Consider the following 18,692-nt stretch of genomic DNA (forward strand, 5'->3'; position numbering starts at 1 on the left):
TCTTTGTCTTACGGCATCGGGTTTTTCACCCGAACGCGACTACTTGCCGCGCTTGGCCGGAGCCTTCTTGGCCGGAGCCTTCTTGGCTGCGGTCTTGGCCGGAGCCTTCTTTGCCGGAGCCTTCTTGGCCGGAGCCTTGGCTGCAGTCTTGGCCGGAGCCTTCTTGGCGGGAGCCTTGGTAGCAACCGTCTTCTTGGCTGCGGTCTTGGCCGGAGCCTTCTTGGCGGGAGCCTTGGCGGCAACCGTCTTCTTGGCTGCGGTCTTGGCCGGAGCCTTCTTGGCCGGAGCCTTCTTGGCTGCGGTCTTCTTGGCAGCAGCCTTCTTGGCTGCAGCCTTGGTGGCCGGTGCTGCTACGCCACGCTTGACTGCCGGGCCGGTGGCCGGAAGCTTCTGTCCACCAGCGATAACAGCCTTGAACTGCGCACCCGGACGGAAAGCCGGAACCGACGTCGGCTTGACCTTGACGGTCTCGCCCGTACGCGGGTTGCGTGCAACACGTGCTGCACGACGACGCTGCTCGAAGACTCCGAAGCCGGTGATGGTCACGCTCTCGCCACGGTGGACGGCGCGGACGATGGTGTCCACGACGTGCTCCACTGCGTCGGTCGCTGTGCGCCTGTCCGAACCCAGCTTTTCAGTCAGAACATCGATGAGCTCTGCCTTGTTCATTGAAATTCCTCCGCTAATTGTGGTCCACCGTCGGACCGACTGAGAACCACGGTAAACCTGATAACGGCAAGAGTCTATGTGCCACGCCAATTCTCATTCAACGTGACTGCGAAATGGTGACCTATTTCTCTTCCCGCGCGGAGTTGCGGATTTCGGTTCAGCCCTGCGAAATTCGAGCCGGAAGGGTAGTCGGTTTCCATGAAGGCCTTGACTTTTCGAACTCGGAAATCGCTTCTACCTGCCGCAATGTCAGTCCGATGTCGTCCAGACCCTCCAGCAGACGCCACCGTGTGTAGTCGTCAATATTGAACGGCACCACCGTAGTTCCGGCACTCACAGTCCGATTCTCGAGATCTACTGTCAATTCGAGTCCGGGCTGCTCTTCGAGCAACTTCCACAGCAATTCGACGTCGCTCTGCTCGACCTGTGCCGCTACGAGACCGGCTTTTCCGGCGTTCCCACGGAAGATGTCGGCGAACCGCGAAGCGATCACAACCCGAAATCCGAAGTCGGAGAGAGCCCACACGGCATGCTCACGCGAAGAGCCTGTGCCGAAATCGGGACCGGCAACGAGAACGCTTCCCTTGTCGTACGGAGCCAGATTGAGAATGAAGTTGGGGTCGGCACGCCAGCCTGCAAACAGCCCGTCCTCGAATCCCGTGCGCGTCACCCGTTTCAGGTACACGGCAGGGATGATCTGATCGGTATCGACATTCGAGCGTCGCAGCGGGACGCCGATACCCTTGTGCGTGGTAAAGGATTCCATCGAATTTCTCCTTGAGAAGGTAAGTGAGTCAGACCAGATCGGCCGGTGCCGAGAGCGTTCCGCGGACCGCCGTGGCCGCCGCGACGAGCGGGGAAACCAGATGGGTCCGACCGCCTTTACCCTGTCGGCCTTCGAAATTCCGGTTGGACGTCGATGCCGAGCGCTCGCCGGGAGCAAGCTGGTCAGGGTTCATTCCCAAGCACATCGAACAACCGGCCTGGCGCCATTCCGCCCCTGCCGCTGTGAAGATTTCACCGAGACCTTCACTTTCGGCTTGAGCACGCACCCGCATCGAGCCGGGAACGATGAGCATCCGAACACCCTCTGCCACATGGCGACCTTCGAGCACCTCGGCCACCGCGCGCAGATCTTCGATCCGTCCATTGGTGCACGAACCGACGAACACGGTGTCGACGGCAACATCCCGAAGCGGCATCCCGGCGTCGAGACCCATGTAGGTGAGCGCCTTCTCAGCTGCCTGACGCTCGCTCTCGTCGACGATCAGCTCGGGATCGGGCACACGGTCACCGAGTGGCGCACCCTGTCCCGGATTGGTTCCCCAGGTGACGAAAGGCGTCAATGCGCTTGCGTCGATGTGGACCTCGTTGTCGAATTCCGCACCCTCGTCGGTCTTGAGCAGCTCCCACGCGGCGACCGCTTCGTCCCACTCTGCGCCGGACGGTGCGTGCGGACGACCCTTGATGAACTCGTAAGTGGTCTCGTCCGGTGCGATCATGCCGGCGCGCGCTCCGGCCTCGATCGACATGTTGCAGATGGTCATACGAGCTTCCATCGACAGTTTGCGAATGGCCTCGCCGCGGTACTCCAGTACGTAGCCCTGGCCGCCGCCGGTGCCGATCTTGGCGATGACGGCGAGGATCAAGTCCTTGCTCGTGACGCCGGGAGGCAACTCGCCGTCGACCGTGATCGCCATGGTCTTGAAGGGGCGCAACGACAATGTCTGCGTCGCCATCACGTGCTCGACCTCGCTGGTGCCGATTCCCATTGCGAGCGCACCGAATGCGCCGTGCGTCGACGTATGACTGTCGCCGCACACCACGGTGGTTCCGGGCTGGGTCAGGCCCAGCTGCGGTCCGACCACATGCACGATGCCCTGATCGAGATCGCCCATGCGGTGCAAGCGAACTCCGAACTCCTCACAATTTCGGCGCAAGGTGTCGACCTGAGTCTTGGACACGGGATCGGCAATCGGCTTGTCGATGTCGATCGTCGGGACGTTGTGATCCTCGGTGGCGATCGTCAGGTCAGGACGGCGCAACGGGCGTCCAGCCAAGCGAAGTCCGTCGAATGCCTGCGGGCTCGTCACTTCGTGAACGAGGTGGAGATCGATGTAGATGAGGTCGGGATCCTGCCCCTCCCCTTTCACGACAACGTGGTCGTCCCACACCTTCTCGGCGAGAGTGCGTGCTTTCTGTGCCATGTCTTCCACCTCTGTACGTAGCCTCGCGTCGGCGGACTACGGGCTGGCCCGCCGCGCGTGAAGTAGGTCCCCAGCTTCTACAAGAGATGCAGGCTGCCCCTGGGAACTGCACTAGCCCTTCAAGAACTGCACTAGCCCTTCAGGAAATGCGCTAGCTCACCAGGAAATGCGGTAGCATCCCACTATGCGAGAAACTGGTATCGACCTATGAGACAGCATAGCGGCATCGGCGTCCTGGACAAAGCAATGGGCGTGCTTCATGCAGTAGCTGAGGAACCGTGCAGCCTCACCGAACTCTGTGCACGAACCGGTTTGCCGCGCGCAACCGCCCATAGGCTCGCCGTCGGCCTCGAAGTCCATCGACTCCTCACCCGCGACTCGGACGGTCAGTGGTGCCCGGGGCCCGGACTCGCCGAACTCGCTGCCACCGCTAATGATCCACTCATTGCGGCGGCCGGACTCATCCTCCCCCGCCTTCGCGAAATCACCGGCGAAAGCGTCCAGCTGTACCGCCGGGAAGGCACACAACGCATCTGCGTCGCATCGATGGAGCCGCCGACAGGTTTGCGCGACACGGTTCTCGTCGGGGCTCGGCTGCCGATGAATGCCGGATCCGGCGCCAAGGTCCTTCTCGCATGGGCAGATCCACAAACCCAACGGACCGTTCTCGCCGATGCGTCGTTCGGCGAACGAGTGCTCCTCGAGGTGCGTCGGCGCGGCTGGGCGCAGAGTGCTGCCGAACGTGAGCCGGGTGTCGCCAGCGTCGCGGCTCCGGTCCGCGACTCCGCAGGTGCTGTCATTGCCGCGATTTCGGTCTCCGGCCCCATCGACCGGATGGGTCGGCGACCGGGAGCGCGCTGGGCGGCCGACCTTCTCGCAGCTGCCGAAGCGCTCCACAAGCGTCTGTAATTCGTGACACAGTAAGGTCTTCAGATCCTCGAGCACGCAGGAGTACGACGCGACCATGGCAGGAAAGCAGCGTAGTCAGATCACGATGACCGAGGCCGAAATTTCGAGCTTCGTCGAAAAGAGCCGCACGGCAACGATGGCGACGTTGAGCGCAGACGGAATGCCTCACCTGATCGCGATGTGGTTCGCGATAGTCGACGGCGAAATCTGGTTCGAGACCAAAGCCAAGTCGCAGAAGGCCGTCAATCTTCGCCGGGACGCCCGTATGTCCGTGCTGATCGAAGACGGCCTGACGTACGACACGCTGCGAGGGGTCTCGATGGAAGGCACCGGAGTGATCGTCGAGGATCCGGAAGCCCTCTTCGCGGTGGGAATCAGCGTCTGGGAGCGATACACCGGCCCGTACACCGACGATCTCCGCCCCGCCGTCGACGCGATGCTCCACAAACGCGTCGCGGTACGGTTCGTTCCCGATCGCACTCGTTCGTGGGACCACCGCAAGCTCGGGATGCCTGCGATGCCTCTTTCCGGCTCTACCGCACCGCCGCCGCAGCCGCGAGATTCGTGAGCCGATAAATCACGAGCATTCGAATTCGGGCCGGCGTAGTTTCACCAACAGGCCCAACAACAAGGAGTGAGCATATGAGCGATCTCGACAGCAACACCCCGTCCGAACCCGAATCCCAATCGGAGGAGACCAAACGAAAGTTCCGTGAGGCCCTCGAACGGAAGAATCATCAGAACGCCAAATCGACCGACCATCGCGACGGACAGTCCAAGGTCCACAACACGCATGGCCCTGCCGATCACAAGCGAGAGTTCCGTCGCAAGAGCGGATAGTCCGGACAACAGAGTGAGATAACGATCACCCCCAGTCGAATTCGATTGGGGGTGATTGCTTTTCGCGACCCGATGAAGTTTTCCCGGACATACGAAAAGACCCTCCGATCAATGATCGGAGGGTCTTTTCTTTGTAGCCCCGACGGGATTCGAACCCGCGCTACCGCCTTGAGAGGGCGGCGTCCTAGGCCGCTAGACGACGGGGCCAGGACACGCTTTTAAACGTGGTATTTCAGTCTTGCTCTTGGATGCTCAGCAAGCTTAGCTTGTCTGAGTCCGGCCACAAAATCGACCGGATTTCCGCTGGGGTACCAGGACTCGAACCTAGAATGGCGGTACCAGAAACCGCTGTGTTGCCAATTACACCATACCCCAAGGTCTTGCTCACCAGCCTTGCCCGATCCGCTTCGCTGTTGTGCTCGGCGGCTCGTCTCCGGCCGAAAAGAAGATTACCAGTACCCCTGCCCCAAATACCAAATCGTATGGTCACGGGAGGTTTTTGCTTCATTTTCGGCCGGAAGACCGCCCGATCTAGGCGGTTACGGCTGCCCTACCTGCTCGCAACCGCGCGAGAGAGACGTCGCGACCGAGCAATTCCATCGACTCGTAGAGCGGAGGGCTGATGTGAGAGCCCGTGATCGCCACTCGCACCGGGGCGAAGGCCTTACGCGGCTTGAGCTCCAGATCCTCGATGAGGGCTTTCTTGAGAGCTTCCTCGATGCTTGCCGCCGTCCACTCGGAGACAGCGTCGAGCGCAGCAAGCGATGCGTCCAGAACCGGTCCCGCATCTTCCTTCAGGTTCTTGGCCGCTGCAGCCGGATCGAGGGCAAACGACGCCTCGTCGACGAACAGGAACTTCAGCAGATCCCACGCGTCGGACAGAACGACGATGCGCGTCTGCACGAGGTCCGCAGCAACAGTGAACGTCGCTTCGTCGACGTCGGCACTGATGTGGCCGTGCTCCACCAGGAACGACTTCAGTCGGGCCGCGAAGTCGGCCGGCTCGAGCAAGCGAATGTGCTCGGCGTTGATCGCGTCGGCCTTCTTCTGGTCAAAGCGCGCGGGGTTGGAGTTGACCTTGGAGACGTCGAAGGCCGCCACCATCTCGTCGAGCGAGAAGACGTCGTGATCGTCGGCGATGCTCCACCCGAGCAGAGCCAGATAATTCAGCAGTCCCTCGGGGATGAAGCCCCGATCACGGTGAATGAAGAGGTTGGACTCGGGATCGCGCTTGGAAAGCTTCTTGTTGCCCTGACCCATCACGAAAGGCAGGTGCCCGAACGACGGTGTGAAATCGGCAACACCGATGCGGATCAACGCCTCGTACAACGCGAGCTGACGCGGAGTCGAGGACAGCAGGTCCTCGCCGCGCAGTACGTGGGTGATCTTCATCAACGCGTCGTCGACAGGGTTGACCAGCGTGTACAGCGGAATACCGTTGCTGCGAGTCAATGCGAAGTCCGGGACGGTGCCTGCTTTGAACGTGGTCTCGCCGCGAACCAGGTCGTTCCACGTCAGGTCGTGATCGGGCATCCGGAGTCGGACGACGGGCTTGCGACCCTCGGCGATGTAGGCGGCGCGCTGATCTTCGCTGAGGTCGCGATCGAAATTGTCGTATCCGAGCTTCGGATCGCGGCCGGCAGCCTTGTGCCGCGCTTCCACTTCTTCGTTGGTCGAGTACGACTCGTAGGCCTCCCCCGCCGCAAGCAGCTTGGCTACGACGTCGAGATGCAGGTCACGACGCTCGGACTGGCGATACGGCGCGTGCGGCCCGCCGACCTCCGGGCCCTCGTCCCAGTTGAGCCCCAACCAGCGGAGGGCGTCGAGGATGGCCTGGTAGGACTCTTCACTGTCGCGCTGCGCATCGGTGTCTTCGATACGGAACACGAACGTGCCGCCGTGGTGTCGTGCGAATGCCCAGTTGAACAAGGCTGTGCGCACCAAACCTACGTGCGGGGTTCCGGTGGGTGACGGGCAGAAACGGACGCGTACTTCGCTGTTGGTCATGGCTCACTTGGCTCGGCGATGGTGGATGGTCGTACTACAGGTTAGTCCGGTAGCGCTTCCTCCATCCCCCCGATCACCTACCCGGTAGGACGTTGATTCTCGTCATGTCACCGTCGTAGTAGGCGAGTAGTCGCTTGTCCATGACCTTTCGCCACAGCGGTGGCACCCACGCGCACACGATCATGACCGCGTAACCCGCAGGAAGTTGCGGCGCTTCGGCCGCACTGCGCAGGCTCTGGTACCGCAGACGCGGATTCGCGTGATGGTCGCTGTGGCGTTGAAGCTGATAGAGAAACAGGTTGCTGACCACGTGGTCACTGTTCCAGCTGTCCTCTGGTGAGCAGCGGACATACGAGCCGTCAGGCCTCTTTGCGCGAAGCAATCCGTAATGCTCGAGATAGTTGGCGGTCTCGAGGAACGTGAATCCCGCAATCGCCTGAACGGCCAGCCACGGTGCGATTTCCCACCCGAACACCGCGATCAGGCTGCCGAACAGAACAACGCTCATCGCCCAGGCGTTCAGGATGTTGTTTCGCCAACTCCAGGTCCGTCTGCCTTGACGCTTCAGTCGAGCGCTTTCGATCCGCCATCCCGACCGCAGACCGCCGATGACACTGCGTGGCAGGAAGAACCAGAAGTTCTCCTTGTAGCGCGAACTGGCCGGATCCTCCGGCGTCGCGACGCGGACGTGATGACCATGGTTGTGTTCGACGTAGAAATGGCCGTAGAAGGACTGCGCCAGCGCTACTTTCGCGAGCCACTTCTCGAGCTTCTCACTCTTGTGCCCTAGTTCATGTGCCGCATTGATTCCCACACCGGCAACAACGCCGGCAGTCATCGCGAGAGCGAACTTCTCCCCCGCAGCCATCGGCGCATTCACCCAGCACCACGCGACGAACACGAGACCGACGTATTGAAGGGGCAGGAACAAGTATGTGCACCAGCGGTAGAAACGATCCTCCTGCAGATGTGGAATCGCTTCGTCCGGCGGACTGTTCCCGTCCTCGCCGGCCAGGAGATCGATCAGAGGAATGACGATGACGATCAGCCACGCCCCGATAGCCCAGAAGAGCCCCAGGCTGAATTTGTCGACCAGGCACCAAGCAGCAAAGGGACTGAGCGGCACCAGCAAACCCAACGGCCACAGGTAGCGCTTCTTGTCTCGCCACACCGGCCGCTGCCCGTTCCGCGCGTCCCCAGCCGCCGTCCGGGAGGCTTCCGCGAAAGTCGTCATCTGTCACCACGTTTCTGCGCAATCCACTCGATTGCCCCATCGGCTTCTATCCAGTTATCGCCCACCCTACTGCTCAGCGTTACATTTCAGGGAATTTGGTCTGATATCGGTTGCGGCAGCAAACCCATGCGACGAAGGCCTCCAATCCGGAAATTTCGGCCATAATGCCAGGGGAGAGCTCACGAAGCTTTGCTTGACTCATGAAACCTGCAGGTCAGTCCCGGAGTGCGATCGACTGGAGTCGAGCGGCAATCCAGTCCACCCTCCAACCCTTAGTTACCATCTTGCAACTTTTCTCGATGGACAACTCGGGAGCTCACAGCACGACGGAGGCCCCATCCGGTAAGGATGGGGCCTCCGTCTTCGTGTGACTGAACGAATCGGGTCAGATCAACTCTTGGCAGTCACCGGGTTCGTGAGCGTGCCGATCCCCGAGACCGTGACCGACACGGAATCGCCGTCGACGATCGGGCCGACTCCGGCGGGTGTGCCGGTGAGGATGACGTCGCCGGGCAGGAGGGTCATCACCGCCGAGATCCACTCGATGATCTTCGGAATGTCGTGGAGGAGGAAAGCCGTGCTGCTGTCCTGCTTGACCTGACCGTTCACCTCGGTCTTGATGTCCACGTCGGACGCGTCCAGGCTGGTTTCGATCCAGGGTCCGAGTGGGCAGAACGTGTCGTGCCCCTTCGCACGCGTCCACTGCCCGTCGTGACGCTGATGGTCTCGCGCCGACACGTCGTTGGCGATCGTGTAGCCGAGGACCACGCTCAACGCCTTGGCCGCGGGAACGTCCTTGCACGGCTGACCGATGACTATCGCGAGTTCACCCTCGAAGTGCACCTCATTGGAGGTGGGAGGCAAGACGATCGGGGCACCCGGACCGACGATGGAAGTATTGGGCTTGAGGAAGATCACGGGATCCGCGGGAGCTTCGCCGCCCATCTCGGCAATGTGGTCGGCGTAGTTCTTACCGATGCAGATCACCTTGCTCGCCAGAATCGGGGCGAGAAGGCGAACATCGGCAAGTGGCCAACTTCGGCCGGTAAATGTGGGATTCCCGAACGGGTGCTCCGCGATCTCCTTGGCGACGAGGGCATCCTCTTCACCTTCGATACTGACGAACGCAACACCATCGGGACTGGCAATTCGACCAAGACGCATGAACGCAAGTCTATCCGGGTGCCGGATACGCCTGACGCGCGCAAGCCGAAAGGCTTACGCGCGTCAGTCTCGTTGGAAGAATCCCTACAGTGCTGCGGTGATCCGGTCACCGATCTCCGTGGTGGAGATGGGGCCTTCGCCTCGCGTTGCCAGGTCCGCGGCAACTACTGCCTCGACCCGAGCGGCGTCGTCTTCGCGACCGAGGTGACGAAGGAGCAGTGCAGCGGACAGGATCGCGGCAGTGGGGTCGGCGACCCCCTTGCCTGCAATATCGGGAGCACTACCGTGCACCGGCTCGAACATCGACGGATTGGTACCCGACGCGTCGATGTTTCCGCTTGCGGCCAAACCGATTCCACCGGTCACCGCGCCGGCGAGGTCGGTGATGATGTCACCGAAGAGGTTGTCCGTGACGATCACGTCGAAGCGCGAGGGGTCGGTGACCATGTAGATCGTGGCCGCGTCGATGTGGCAATACGCGGTTTCGACGTCCGGGAACTCGGCGCCGACGGTCTCGATTGCACGCGTCCAGATCGCGCCCGCGTTGGAGAGCACGTTGGTCTTGTGAATCAAGGTGAGGTGCTTGGACCGGGTCTGCGCCAAGGCAAATGCGTAACGCACCACGCGCTCGGCACCGAACCAGGTGTTGATCGACACCTCGGTCGCGATCTCGTGATCGGTACCGACGCGGATCGCTCCACCGTTTCCGGTGTACGGACCCTCGGTTCCTTCACGAACCACGACGAAATCGATCTCCGGCTGAGCCGCCAACGGCGACAAAGCACCCGGATACAGCTGTGCGGGGCGAAGATTCACGTGATGATCGAGCTGGAAACGCATGTTCAGCAGCAGTCCACGCTCGAGGATGCCGGGTGCGACGATCCGCGGATCCCCGATGGCGCCCAACAGAATTGCGTCGTGCTGACGAATCTGGTCCAGCTCGTCGGCCGGAAGCAACTCGCCGGTGGCGTTGTAGCGACGGGCACCGAGATCGTATTCGGTGGTTTCCAGATCCGGAACCAACTTGCCGAGCACCTTGAGCGCTTCGGCTGTGACCTCGACGCCGATTCCGTCACCCGGAATGACCGCAAGCTTCATGGAGTCCTCATCTCAGTAGAACTGTGCGCCTTTATTAACCGCAGGCGGTTAATAAAGGCGCACAGCAAAAACAAATCAGGAAAGGTCGACCTGGGCGACGCGAGCGTCGAGCTGCGAGACGATTGCCTCGACCTCGGTGTCACCGACGACGCGATCGACGCGCAGGATGACCGTTGCGCCTTCGCCTTCGGCGTCCTGGCTCAACGCTGCGGCGAGAATATCGACGCCCGCGTTACCGAGAACCGTTCCGAGCACACCGAGAACGCCCGGACGATCGCTGTAGTGAACGACGATGTTGTGGCCCTCGGCGCGCAGGTCGAAGCTGCGTCCGTTGATGTTGACGATCTTCTCGACCTGCTGGAGGCCGGTGAGTGCGCCCGTGACCGAAGTGACCGTGCCGTCGGCGGCAACTGCACGAACCTCGACCGCGCTGCGGTGTGCAAGAGCCTCTGAGTGCTTCTCGACCGACACGGTCACGCCGCGCTGCTCGGCAAGTGCCGGAGCGTTGACGAACGTGACAGCCTCGTCGCTGCTGGCGGAGAACACGCCGCGCAGTGCAGCCAGGCCGAGGATGTCGACGGTTTCGGCCGACAGCTCGCCGGTGGCGACAACCTGCACGGTCTGAACTGCCTCGGGCGACAGCGTCGCAGCGAGGAGACCCAGCTTGCGGACGAGCTCGAGCCACGGAGCAACTTCTTCGCCGACGGGGCCACCGGAGACGTTGACGGCCTCGGGAACGAATTCGCCTGCCAGAGCGAGGAGAACACTCTTCGCGACGTCGATGCCCGCGCGGTCCTGGGCCTCGGACGTCGATGCACCGAGGTGCGGGGTGACAACGACGTTGTCGAGACCGAAGAGCTTGGAATCGGTGCACGGCTCGGTGCTGAACACGTCGAGACCGGCGCCGCGAACCTTGCCGGAGACCAGTGCGTCGTAGAGCGCATCTTCGTCGATCAGACCACCGCGGGCGGCGTTGACGATGATGACGCCGTCCTTGGCCTTGGCGAGACGCTCGGCGTTGATCAGGCCGGCCGTTTCCTTGGTCTTGGGCAGGTGCACGGAGATGAAGTCGGCGCGCTCAACGAGCTCGTCGATGGTGACCAGTTCGATGCCGAGCTGCGCTGCGCGCGCTGCGGGCAGGTAGGGGTCGTACGCGATGATCGTGGTCTCGAACGCAGCGAGACGCTGCGCGAAGAGCTGGCCGATGCGGCCGAGTCCGACGACACCGACGGTCTTGCCGAGGATCTCGACACCGTTGAACTTGCTTCGCTTCCAGGTGTTCTCACGCAGGGTCTTGTCTGCTGCGGGAATCTGGCGAGCGGTCGACATGAGGAGCGCGACAGCGTGCTCGGCAGCGGAGTGAATGTTGGAGGTCGGTGCGTTGACGACCATCACGCCGCGCTCGGTGGCTGCGGGGATCTCGACGTTGTCCAGGCCGACACCGGCGCGGCCGATGATCTTCAGCTTGGTGCCGGCAGCCAGAACCTCGGCGTCGACGGTGGTGGCGGAACGGACGAGAATCGCGTCGGCCTCGGGTACCGCGGCGAGCAGCGCCGGGCGGTCGGGTCCGTCGACCCAACGCACCTCCACACCGTCACCGAGCGCCTCGACTGTGGACGGCGCGAGCTTGTCGGCGATCAGAACAACGGGACGGCCAGGCTGGCTCACGTGCAAACTCCCTGATTAGGTGGGTGTGAAGGTGGTTTAACCACCGATAGTTTAGTGCGCGCTGACTTCGAATCCACAACGCGGTAGGCAATACCACATAGTGGACACTTTCGCGGGCAAATTCTCGATGGAATATGAATCCGGACTCAGCCGACCCGGAAAACGACTCCGGCCCAATGCCGCGCTGGTTCAACGGAATTGAACCGGCGCGACATCAGGCCAGTGGAGACGTGGAGCGTGAAACTGCGAATTACGCGGTTTCGGTGATCGGACGATCGACCCAGCTCATCAGGTCGCGCAGCTTCTTGCCGGTGACCTCGATGGGGTGCTCGGCGTTGGCCTTGCGCAGGCCCTCGAGCTCGGTGTTGCCGTTCTCGACGTTGGCAACCAGACGACGGGTGAACTCGCCGGACTGGATGTCGGCCAGGATCGCCTTCATGCGCTCCTTGGTGTCGGCGTCGATGACGCGCGGGCCGGAGAGGTATCCACCGAACTCAGCGGTGTCGGACACCGAGTAGTTCATGCGGGCGATGCCACCCTCGTACATGAGGTCGACGATGAGCTTGAGCTCGTGCAGAACCTCGAAGTACGCCATCTCGGGTGCGTAGCCGGCCTCGACCATGACCTCGAAACCGGTCTTGACCAGTTCCTCGGTGCCGCCGCACAGCACGGCCTGCTCGCCGAAGAGGTCCGTCTCGGTCTCTTCCTTGAACGTGGTCTTGATGACGCCTGCGCGCGTTCCACCGATGCCCTTGGCGTAGGACAGAGCGAGAGCCTGGCCTTCACCCTTGGGATCCTGGTCGATGGCGATGAGCGCGGGAACGCCCTTGCCGTCGACGAACTGACGACGCACCAGGTGGCCGGGTCCCTTGGGAGCGACCATGCCGACGGTGACGAACTCCGGAGCCTTGATCAGGTCGAAGTGAATGTTCAGGCCGTGACCGAAGAACAGCGCGTCGCCGTCCTTGAGGTTCGGCTCGATGTCGTTGGTGAAAATGCTCGCCTGAGCGGTGTCAGGTGCGAGCACCATGATGACGTCGGCCCACTCGGAAACCTCGGCCGGCGTACCGACCGTCAGCCCCTGCTCTTGCGCCTTCTCGCGGGACTTGGAGCCCTCCTTGAGGCCGATGCGCACATCGACGCCCGAGTCGCGCAGGCTCAGCGAATGGGCGTGGCCCTGGCTTCCGTAGCCGATCACAGCAACCTTGCGGCCCTGAATGATCGACAGATCGGCATCGTCGTCGTAGAACATCTCGACTGCCACAGTTCTCAACCTCTCCTTGGATTTTTACGTGTCTAAAAGTACTAGCGGGTGGCCGTGATCGACTTCGGCCCTCGACCGACTGCCACGACCCCGGACTGAACGATCTCCCGGATACCGTACGGATCAAGCATCCGCAGTAGTGCATCCAGCTTGGACCGAGTACCGGTCGCCTCGATGGTGACGGACTCCGGGGAGACGTCGATCACCTTGGCGCGGAACAGGTTCACCGTTTCGATGACCTGCGTGCGCACGCTTGCATCTGCGCGCACCTTGATGAGCACGAGCTCGCGAGCGACGGATGCTTCACCGTCCTGCTCGACGATCTTGATGACGTTGATCAGCTTGTTGAGCTGCTTCGTCACCTGCTCGAGAGGGAACTCGTCGACCGTGACGACGATGGTCATACGTGAGATCTCGGGGATCTCGGTTCCGCCCACCGCAAGGGATTCGATGTTGAATCCGCGGCGGGAGAAAAGTGCGGAGACGCGAGCCAGCACGCCTGGCTTGTCCTCGACGAGAACACTGAGGGTGTGACTGGTGCTCACTTCTGATCCTCCCCTGTGCCCGCGGCGGGTCCGGCTTGCTCGCGCGACATGGCTTCGTGGATGACGGCGGGCTCGGCAACTGCCTCGTCGTCGTCGAACAGCGGCCGGATGCCCCGGGCCGCCATGATTTCGTCGTTGCTCGTTCCGGCAGCGACCATCGGCCACACCTGTGCGTCGGCGGTGACGATGAAGTCGATCACGACAGGCTTGTCGTTGATGGACTGCGCCTCACGGATTGCAGCTTCGACATCTTCTTCGCGCTCGACACGAATTCCGTGGCAGCCCAATGCTTCTGCGAGCTTGACGAAGTCCGGGATGCGGATGGCGCCGTGCGTTCCGAGGTTGGTGTTGGAGTAGCGCTCTTCGTAGAAGAGCGTCTGCCACTGACGCACCATGCCGAGGTTGCCGTTGTTGATCAGGGCAACCTTGATCGGAATACCTTCGAGTGCGCAGGTTGCGAGTTCCTGATTGGTCATCTGGAAGCAGCCGTCGCCGTCGATCGCCCACACCTCGGTGTCGGGCATGCCCATCTTGGCGCCCATGGCTGCGGGAACCGCGTAGCCCATGGTGCCGAGTCCACCCGAGTTGAGCCACGTGCGGGGCTTCTCGTAACCGACGAACTGCGCGGCCCACATCTGGTGCTGGCCGACGCCGGCACAGTAGATGGCATCCGGTCCGGCGAGCTTGCCGACGGTCTGGATGACGTACTCCGGGCTCAGCTGACCGTCGGTGGGGCGGTCGTAGCTCAGCGGGTACGTACGACGGATGTCGTTCAGGTACGCCCACCACACGGTGAGGTCGAACGTGGTACCCGTGGCCATGTCGGCACGGATCGCCTCGATGAGTTCGGTGATGACCTCTTTGCAATCGCCCACGATCGGGACGTCCGCGTAGCGGTTCTTGCCGATCTCGGCCGGATCGATGTCGGCGTGGATGACCTTGGCATCGGGCGCAAAGGAATTCAGCTGACCGGTGACGCGGTCGTCGAAACGCGCGCCGAGGGTGATCAGGAGATCGCTGCGCTGCAGAGCGGCGACCGCGGCAACGGTGCCGTGCATACCGGGCATACCGCAGTTGAGGTCGTGGCTGTCCGGGAACGCGCCGCGGGCCATCAGTGTGGTGACGACGGGGATTCCGGTCAGCTCGGCCAATTCGAGCAGCTCCGGCGAGGAGTCGGACTTGATGACGCCGCCACCGACGTACAGCACCGGCGACTTGGCGTCGGCGATCAGACGTGCAGCTTCACGTACCTGCTTGCCGTGCGGCTTGGTGACCGGGCGGTATCCCGGCAGACGCATCTCCGGCGGCCACGAGAACGTGGTCTGCGACTGCAGGATGTCCTTCGGGATATCGACCAGGACGGCACCGGGGCGACCACTCGCCGCGAGGTAGAACGCCTCGGCCATGATGCGCGGGATGTCGATCGCGTCGGTGATCAGGAAGTTGTGCTTGGTGACCGGCATCGTGATGCCTGAGATGTCGGCTTCCTGGAAGCCGTCGGTACCGATCAGCGAGCGCGCCACCTGTCCGGTGATCGCGACGATCGGAACGGAGTCCATCTGCGCGTCGGCCAGCGGCGTGACCAGGTTGGTCGCACCGGGACCCGAGGTAGCCATGCACACGCCGACCTTGCCGGTCGCCTGGGCGTAACCGGTCGCAGCGTGGCCTGCACCCTGCTCGTGGCGCACGAGCACGTGGCGGACCTTGACCGAATCGAAGAGTGGGTCGTAAACCGGGAGCACGGCACCGCCGGGAATGCCGAATACCGTGTCGACCTCGAGCTCTTCGAGGGCTCGAACCACAGACTGCGCGCCGGTTACCCGCTCAGGCGGGAGCTGGCGACGGTTGGCCGTCTGGGTTGCGGCAGCCGCGGTTGTCGGGCTCGGTGTCCCTGACTTGCGCGGCGTTGGTTGAGGCCGTGCTGTTGGTGCGCTCACTGGGAAATCCTCTGATTTGGCTCCGGGCAACAAAAAACCCCCGTCAGCATCTGCTGAGCGAGGGTGGCGCGTCGTTATCTGGTGAGTTGAAAAATCGACTCAGGCGACGACGCGCCGGCCGATTACGAGCAACTCATTCTGTTTCACGCACTCGACAGTAGAGGCGCTAGTCGCGAACGGCAAACTTGGTGAGTCGACCGTCCCAGAATCTGAGATACATCGGCTGCAATGCGAAGATGTAGAGGTGTCAACTTCGCAGCAGCCCGTGCCACCGGCTCAATCATCCCACACGCCGAAACCCCTTCGGCACGTCATCCGCATTTCGCAGCTCGCTTACATGGCGTGCGCGTTCCTTCTGTTCGCGGTCAGCTTCCCGATCTTCGGGTGGCCCGTCGCCTTCAGCTGGTTGCTGATCCTTCCGATCATCGCCGTCTATCTCGTCGCGCGACTGCGCACCACCGTCAGCCCTGACGGTCTCGAGGTCCGCTCGACGTTCTCCAAGCGCACCCTCGCCTGGGACGACGTCAAGGGTTTCCGCTTCCCGAAGCGCAGCTGGGCGCGCGCGGAACTCACCGACGGAACCGAGGTGACCTTGCCTGCGGTCAGCTTCGTCAGGCTTCCCGAGATCGCGATCGCCAGCGGCGGCCGCATCACTGATCCCTACGCATCGGCCGCAGAAGCCTTCGCCGCCAAGGAAGCCGAAGAGGAAGAAGCAGCGGCACAATCAGACGAAGAATCAGAGGTCGAGTCCGACATTGCCGACAACGGTCAGGACCAGCCCGAAGAGAAGCGTCACTAGCACGCGAGTAGCGTTAAAAGGCCCTCGCTTCTATTTGAGTGGACCAGCAACGATCACATAAGGAACACGCCCATGCCCCCGTTGAGGTCACGCACCACCACCATCGGACGTAATGCTGCCGGAGCCCGATCCCTGTGGCGCGCCACAGGAATGACGGATTCCGACTTCGGCAAGCCGATCGTCGCCGTAGCGAACTCGTACACCCAGTTCGTACCCGGCCACGTGCATCTCAAGAACGTGGGCGAGATCGTTGCCGAGGCCATCAGTGCAGCCGGCGGCGTCGCTCGTGAGTTCCACACCATCGCAGTCGACGACGGCATCGCAATGGGCCACGGCGGAATGCTCTACTCGCTCCCGAGCCGCGAGATCATCGCCGACTCTGTCGAGTACATGGCAAACGCCCACACGGCCGACGCACTGGTGTGTATCTCCAACTGCGACAAGATCACTCCCGGCATGCTCAACGCCGCGATGCGTCTGAACATCCCGACCGTCTTCGTCTCCGGTGGTCCGATGGAGGCCGGTAAGGCAGTGGTCGTCGGCGGCGTGGCCCAAGCCCCCACCGACCTCATCACCGCGATCTCCGCCTCGGCCAACGATGCCGTGTCCGACGAAGGCCTCGACGAGGTCGAGCGCAGCGCGTGCCCGACGTGCGGGTCCTGCTCCGGCATGTTCACCGCCAACTCCATGAACTGCCTGACCGAAGCCCTCGGTCTCGCATTGCCGGGCAACGGCTCCACGCTGGCAACTCACAAAGCGCGTCACGCACTCTTCTCTCGTGCGGGCACCACGGTGGTCGAGGCTGCACTCAAGTACTACCGCGACGGCGACGAGTCGGTTCTGCCGCGCAACATCGCGACCCCGGCAGCGTTCCGCAACGCAATGGCTCTCGACGTCGCCATGGGCGGTTCCACCAACACCGTCCTGCACACGCTGGCTGCGGCGCAGGAAGGCGAGGTCGATTTCGACCTCGACACCATCGACGCGATCAGCCGCAAGGTGCCGTGCCTGTCCAAGGTCTCCCCCAACTCGGACTATCACATGGAAGACGTCCACCGCGCCGGCGGAATCCCCGCACTGCTCGGTGAGCTTCGCCGCGGCGGACTCCTCGAAACCGACGTCTCCACCGTGCACACCAAGAGCTTCGATCAGTGGCTCGACGACTGGGACATCCGCTCCGGCAAGGCAACCGACGAAGCAATCGAGCTTTTCCACGCGGCTCCCGGCGGCGTGCGCACCATCGAACCGTTCTCCACGGACAACCGTTGGTCTGCCCTCGACACGGATGCGGCCGGAGGCTGCATCCGCGACGTCGCGAACGCCTACACCGTCGAAGGCGGCTTGGTTGTCCTGCGCGGCAACATCGCACTCGACGGCGCAATCCTCAAGACAGCCGGCATCGACGAGGAACTGTTCTCCTTCCAGGGCCCGGCGCTGGTCGTCGAGTCTCAGGAAGAAGCCGTCTCGGTCATCCTGCAGAAGAAGATCAAGGCCGGCGACGTTCTCGTCGTGCGCTACGAGGGCCCCAAGGGCGGACCCGGCATGCAGGAAATGCTGCATCCCACCGCCTTCCTCAAGGGCGCGGGCCTCGGTAAGGAATGCGCACTGATCACCGACGGTCGTTTCTCGGGCGGAACCTCCGGGCTGTCCATCGGCCACATCTCCCCCGAGGCTGCCGCAGGCGGAGTCATCGGACTCGTCCAGAACGGCGATCAGGTTCGCATCGACGTCGCCTCTCGCACGCTGGAGATCCTTGTCGACGACGACGTCCTCGCCGAGCGACGCGCCAAGATGGAGACCTCGGAGCGCCCGTGGCAGCCGGTCGATCGTCAGCGCACCGTGACGACAGCGCTGCGCGCCTACGCCGCTCTGGCAACGTCCGCCGACAAGGGTGCGGTTCGCTACGTTCCCTAAGTTCTGCCAAGAATCGAGAAAAGATCCCCGGCCGCTTTTCGGCCGGGGATCTTTTCTGTCAGTGTGCGTGCGGCTCGCGACAGAGTCGGGTTCTTTTCGCCTCGGAGTTCGCCATGTCACGCCTGACGCTGTCGGAGAAGAACGCGGGATCGACCGCGTCCGAACACGCATGCCCCTTCGGTGTTGTATGAGCCTGAACCACAACCCAATCCGATCATCCCGTCGCCGACACACTCTGCCACGACGCGTGATTGACGCTCGAGTGCATCCAGGTACGCGGTGTTGCTCCGGCGAGGTGAAACCAGTTGGGTTGATGCAACTCATCGAGAGCAAGACCGACCGGCAGGTACCGAATAGCCGGGCGACACGCGGAGCACCAACGGAACGATATGAGCTATCAGACATTTCAGACCGAATCGCGCGTCCGGCTCGTGAGC

At 62.5% G+C, this 18,692-nt stretch carries 16 protein-coding genes and 2 tRNA genes; 5 read left to right on the forward strand and 13 right to left on the reverse strand.

What is annotated here, in order from left to right:
• Window positions 1-39: 39 nt before the first annotated feature.
• The 3 genes from ACFQ6H_RS22320 to leuC all read right to left on the reverse strand — a co-directional run bounded on the left by ACFQ6H_RS22320 (window position 40) and on the right by leuC (window position 2,885).
• On the reverse strand, window positions 40-669 hold the full coding sequence (locus ACFQ6H_RS22320) for an HU family DNA-binding protein (protein ID WP_019747938.1): 630 nt from the start codon (window positions 667-669) through the stop codon (window positions 40-42).
• A 157-nt stretch (window positions 670-826) separates the two neighbouring features.
• Entirely contained in the window at window positions 827-1,435 is a 609-nt protein-coding gene (gene leuD / locus ACFQ6H_RS22325) for a 3-isopropylmalate dehydratase small subunit (RefSeq protein WP_230812838.1), read from the reverse strand.
• 28 nt (window positions 1,436-1,463) lie between these two features.
• Entirely contained in the window at window positions 1,464-2,885 is a 1,422-nt protein-coding gene (gene leuC / locus ACFQ6H_RS22330) for a 3-isopropylmalate dehydratase large subunit (RefSeq protein WP_317555338.1), read from the reverse strand.
• 198 nt (window positions 2,886-3,083) lie between these two features.
• Here leuC and ACFQ6H_RS22335 point away from each other — a divergent pair, with 198 nt between their 5' ends.
• The 3 genes from ACFQ6H_RS22335 to ACFQ6H_RS22345 all read left to right on the forward strand — a co-directional run bounded on the left by ACFQ6H_RS22335 (window position 3,084) and on the right by ACFQ6H_RS22345 (window position 4,625).
• Window positions 3,084-3,785, forward strand: a complete 702-nt coding sequence (locus ACFQ6H_RS22335) for an IclR family transcriptional regulator (protein WP_007729342.1) — start codon at window positions 3,084-3,086, stop codon at window positions 3,783-3,785.
• A gap of 55 nt (window positions 3,786-3,840) precedes the next feature.
• Entirely contained in the window at window positions 3,841-4,353 is a 513-nt protein-coding gene (locus ACFQ6H_RS22340) for a pyridoxamine 5'-phosphate oxidase family protein (protein ID WP_378533843.1), read from the forward strand.
• Between the two features lie 74 nt (window positions 4,354-4,427).
• Window positions 4,428-4,625, forward strand: coding sequence for a DUF5302 domain-containing protein (locus ACFQ6H_RS22345; protein ID WP_007729345.1), 198 nt, complete (start codon window positions 4,428-4,430; stop codon window positions 4,623-4,625).
• 134 nt (window positions 4,626-4,759) lie between these two features.
• On the opposite strand, the gene ACFQ6H_RS22350 is transcribed toward ACFQ6H_RS22345, so the two are convergent.
• The 10 genes from ACFQ6H_RS22350 to ACFQ6H_RS22395 form a co-directional block, all read right to left on the reverse strand.
• Window positions 4,760-4,832 (reverse strand) — tRNA-Glu (locus ACFQ6H_RS22350).
• Window positions 4,833-4,928: 96 nt separating this feature from the next.
• Window positions 4,929-5,000, reverse strand: a tRNA-Gln gene (locus ACFQ6H_RS22355).
• A gap of 156 nt (window positions 5,001-5,156) precedes the next feature.
• Window positions 5,157-6,632: a glutamate--tRNA ligase gene (gene gltX / locus ACFQ6H_RS22360; protein ID WP_378648676.1), complete on the reverse strand. Its 1,476-nt coding sequence runs from the start codon at window positions 6,630-6,632 to the stop codon at window positions 5,157-5,159.
• A 73-nt stretch (window positions 6,633-6,705) separates the two neighbouring features.
• Window positions 6,706-7,866, reverse strand: a complete 1,161-nt coding sequence (locus ACFQ6H_RS22365; protein ID WP_378648678.1) for an alkane 1-monooxygenase — start codon at window positions 7,864-7,866, stop codon at window positions 6,706-6,708.
• A gap of 390 nt (window positions 7,867-8,256) precedes the next feature.
• Complete coding sequence (locus tag ACFQ6H_RS22370) at window positions 8,257-9,030, reverse strand: fumarylacetoacetate hydrolase family protein (RefSeq protein WP_230812824.1); 774 nt, start codon at window positions 9,028-9,030, stop codon at window positions 8,257-8,259.
• A gap of 84 nt (window positions 9,031-9,114) precedes the next feature.
• Window positions 9,115-10,128: a 3-isopropylmalate dehydrogenase gene (locus ACFQ6H_RS22375; RefSeq protein WP_378648680.1), complete on the reverse strand. Its 1,014-nt coding sequence runs from the start codon at window positions 10,126-10,128 to the stop codon at window positions 9,115-9,117.
• Between the two features lie 75 nt (window positions 10,129-10,203).
• Window positions 10,204-11,796 (reverse strand): phosphoglycerate dehydrogenase, encoded by a 1,593-nt coding sequence (gene serA, locus ACFQ6H_RS22380; RefSeq protein WP_378450047.1) that lies wholly within the window; start codon window positions 11,794-11,796, stop codon window positions 10,204-10,206.
• 250 nt (window positions 11,797-12,046) lie between these two features.
• Window positions 12,047-13,048 (reverse strand): ketol-acid reductoisomerase, encoded by a 1,002-nt coding sequence (gene ilvC, locus ACFQ6H_RS22385; RefSeq protein ID WP_172436500.1) that lies wholly within the window; start codon window positions 13,046-13,048, stop codon window positions 12,047-12,049.
• 53 nt (window positions 13,049-13,101) lie between these two features.
• Entirely contained in the window at window positions 13,102-13,605 is a 504-nt protein-coding gene (gene ilvN / locus ACFQ6H_RS22390) for an acetolactate synthase small subunit (protein WP_003944718.1), read from the reverse strand.
• A complete protein-coding gene (locus tag ACFQ6H_RS22395) occupies window positions 13,602-15,542 on the reverse strand; it encodes an acetolactate synthase large subunit (RefSeq protein ID WP_378450048.1) in 1,941 nt (646 codons plus the stop codon). The genes ilvN and ACFQ6H_RS22395 overlap by 4 nt, the downstream gene beginning before the upstream one ends.
• Before the next feature lie 265 nt (window positions 15,543-15,807).
• Here ACFQ6H_RS22395 and ACFQ6H_RS22400 point away from each other — a divergent pair, with 265 nt between their 5' ends.
• Window positions 15,808-16,341: a PH domain-containing protein gene (locus ACFQ6H_RS22400; RefSeq protein ID WP_378648714.1), complete on the forward strand. Its 534-nt coding sequence runs from the start codon at window positions 15,808-15,810 to the stop codon at window positions 16,339-16,341.
• 72 nt (window positions 16,342-16,413) lie between these two features.
• Window positions 16,414-18,255, forward strand: a complete 1,842-nt coding sequence (gene ilvD / locus ACFQ6H_RS22405) for a dihydroxy-acid dehydratase (RefSeq protein ID WP_230812822.1) — start codon at window positions 16,414-16,416, stop codon at window positions 18,253-18,255.
• Window positions 18,256-18,692: the final 437 nt, after the last annotated feature.

Origin of the sequence: Rhodococcus sp. NPDC056506, from assembly GCF_042794945.1 — a bacterium.
Classification (GTDB): domain Bacteria; phylum Actinomycetota; class Actinomycetes; order Mycobacteriales; family Mycobacteriaceae; genus Rhodococcus_F.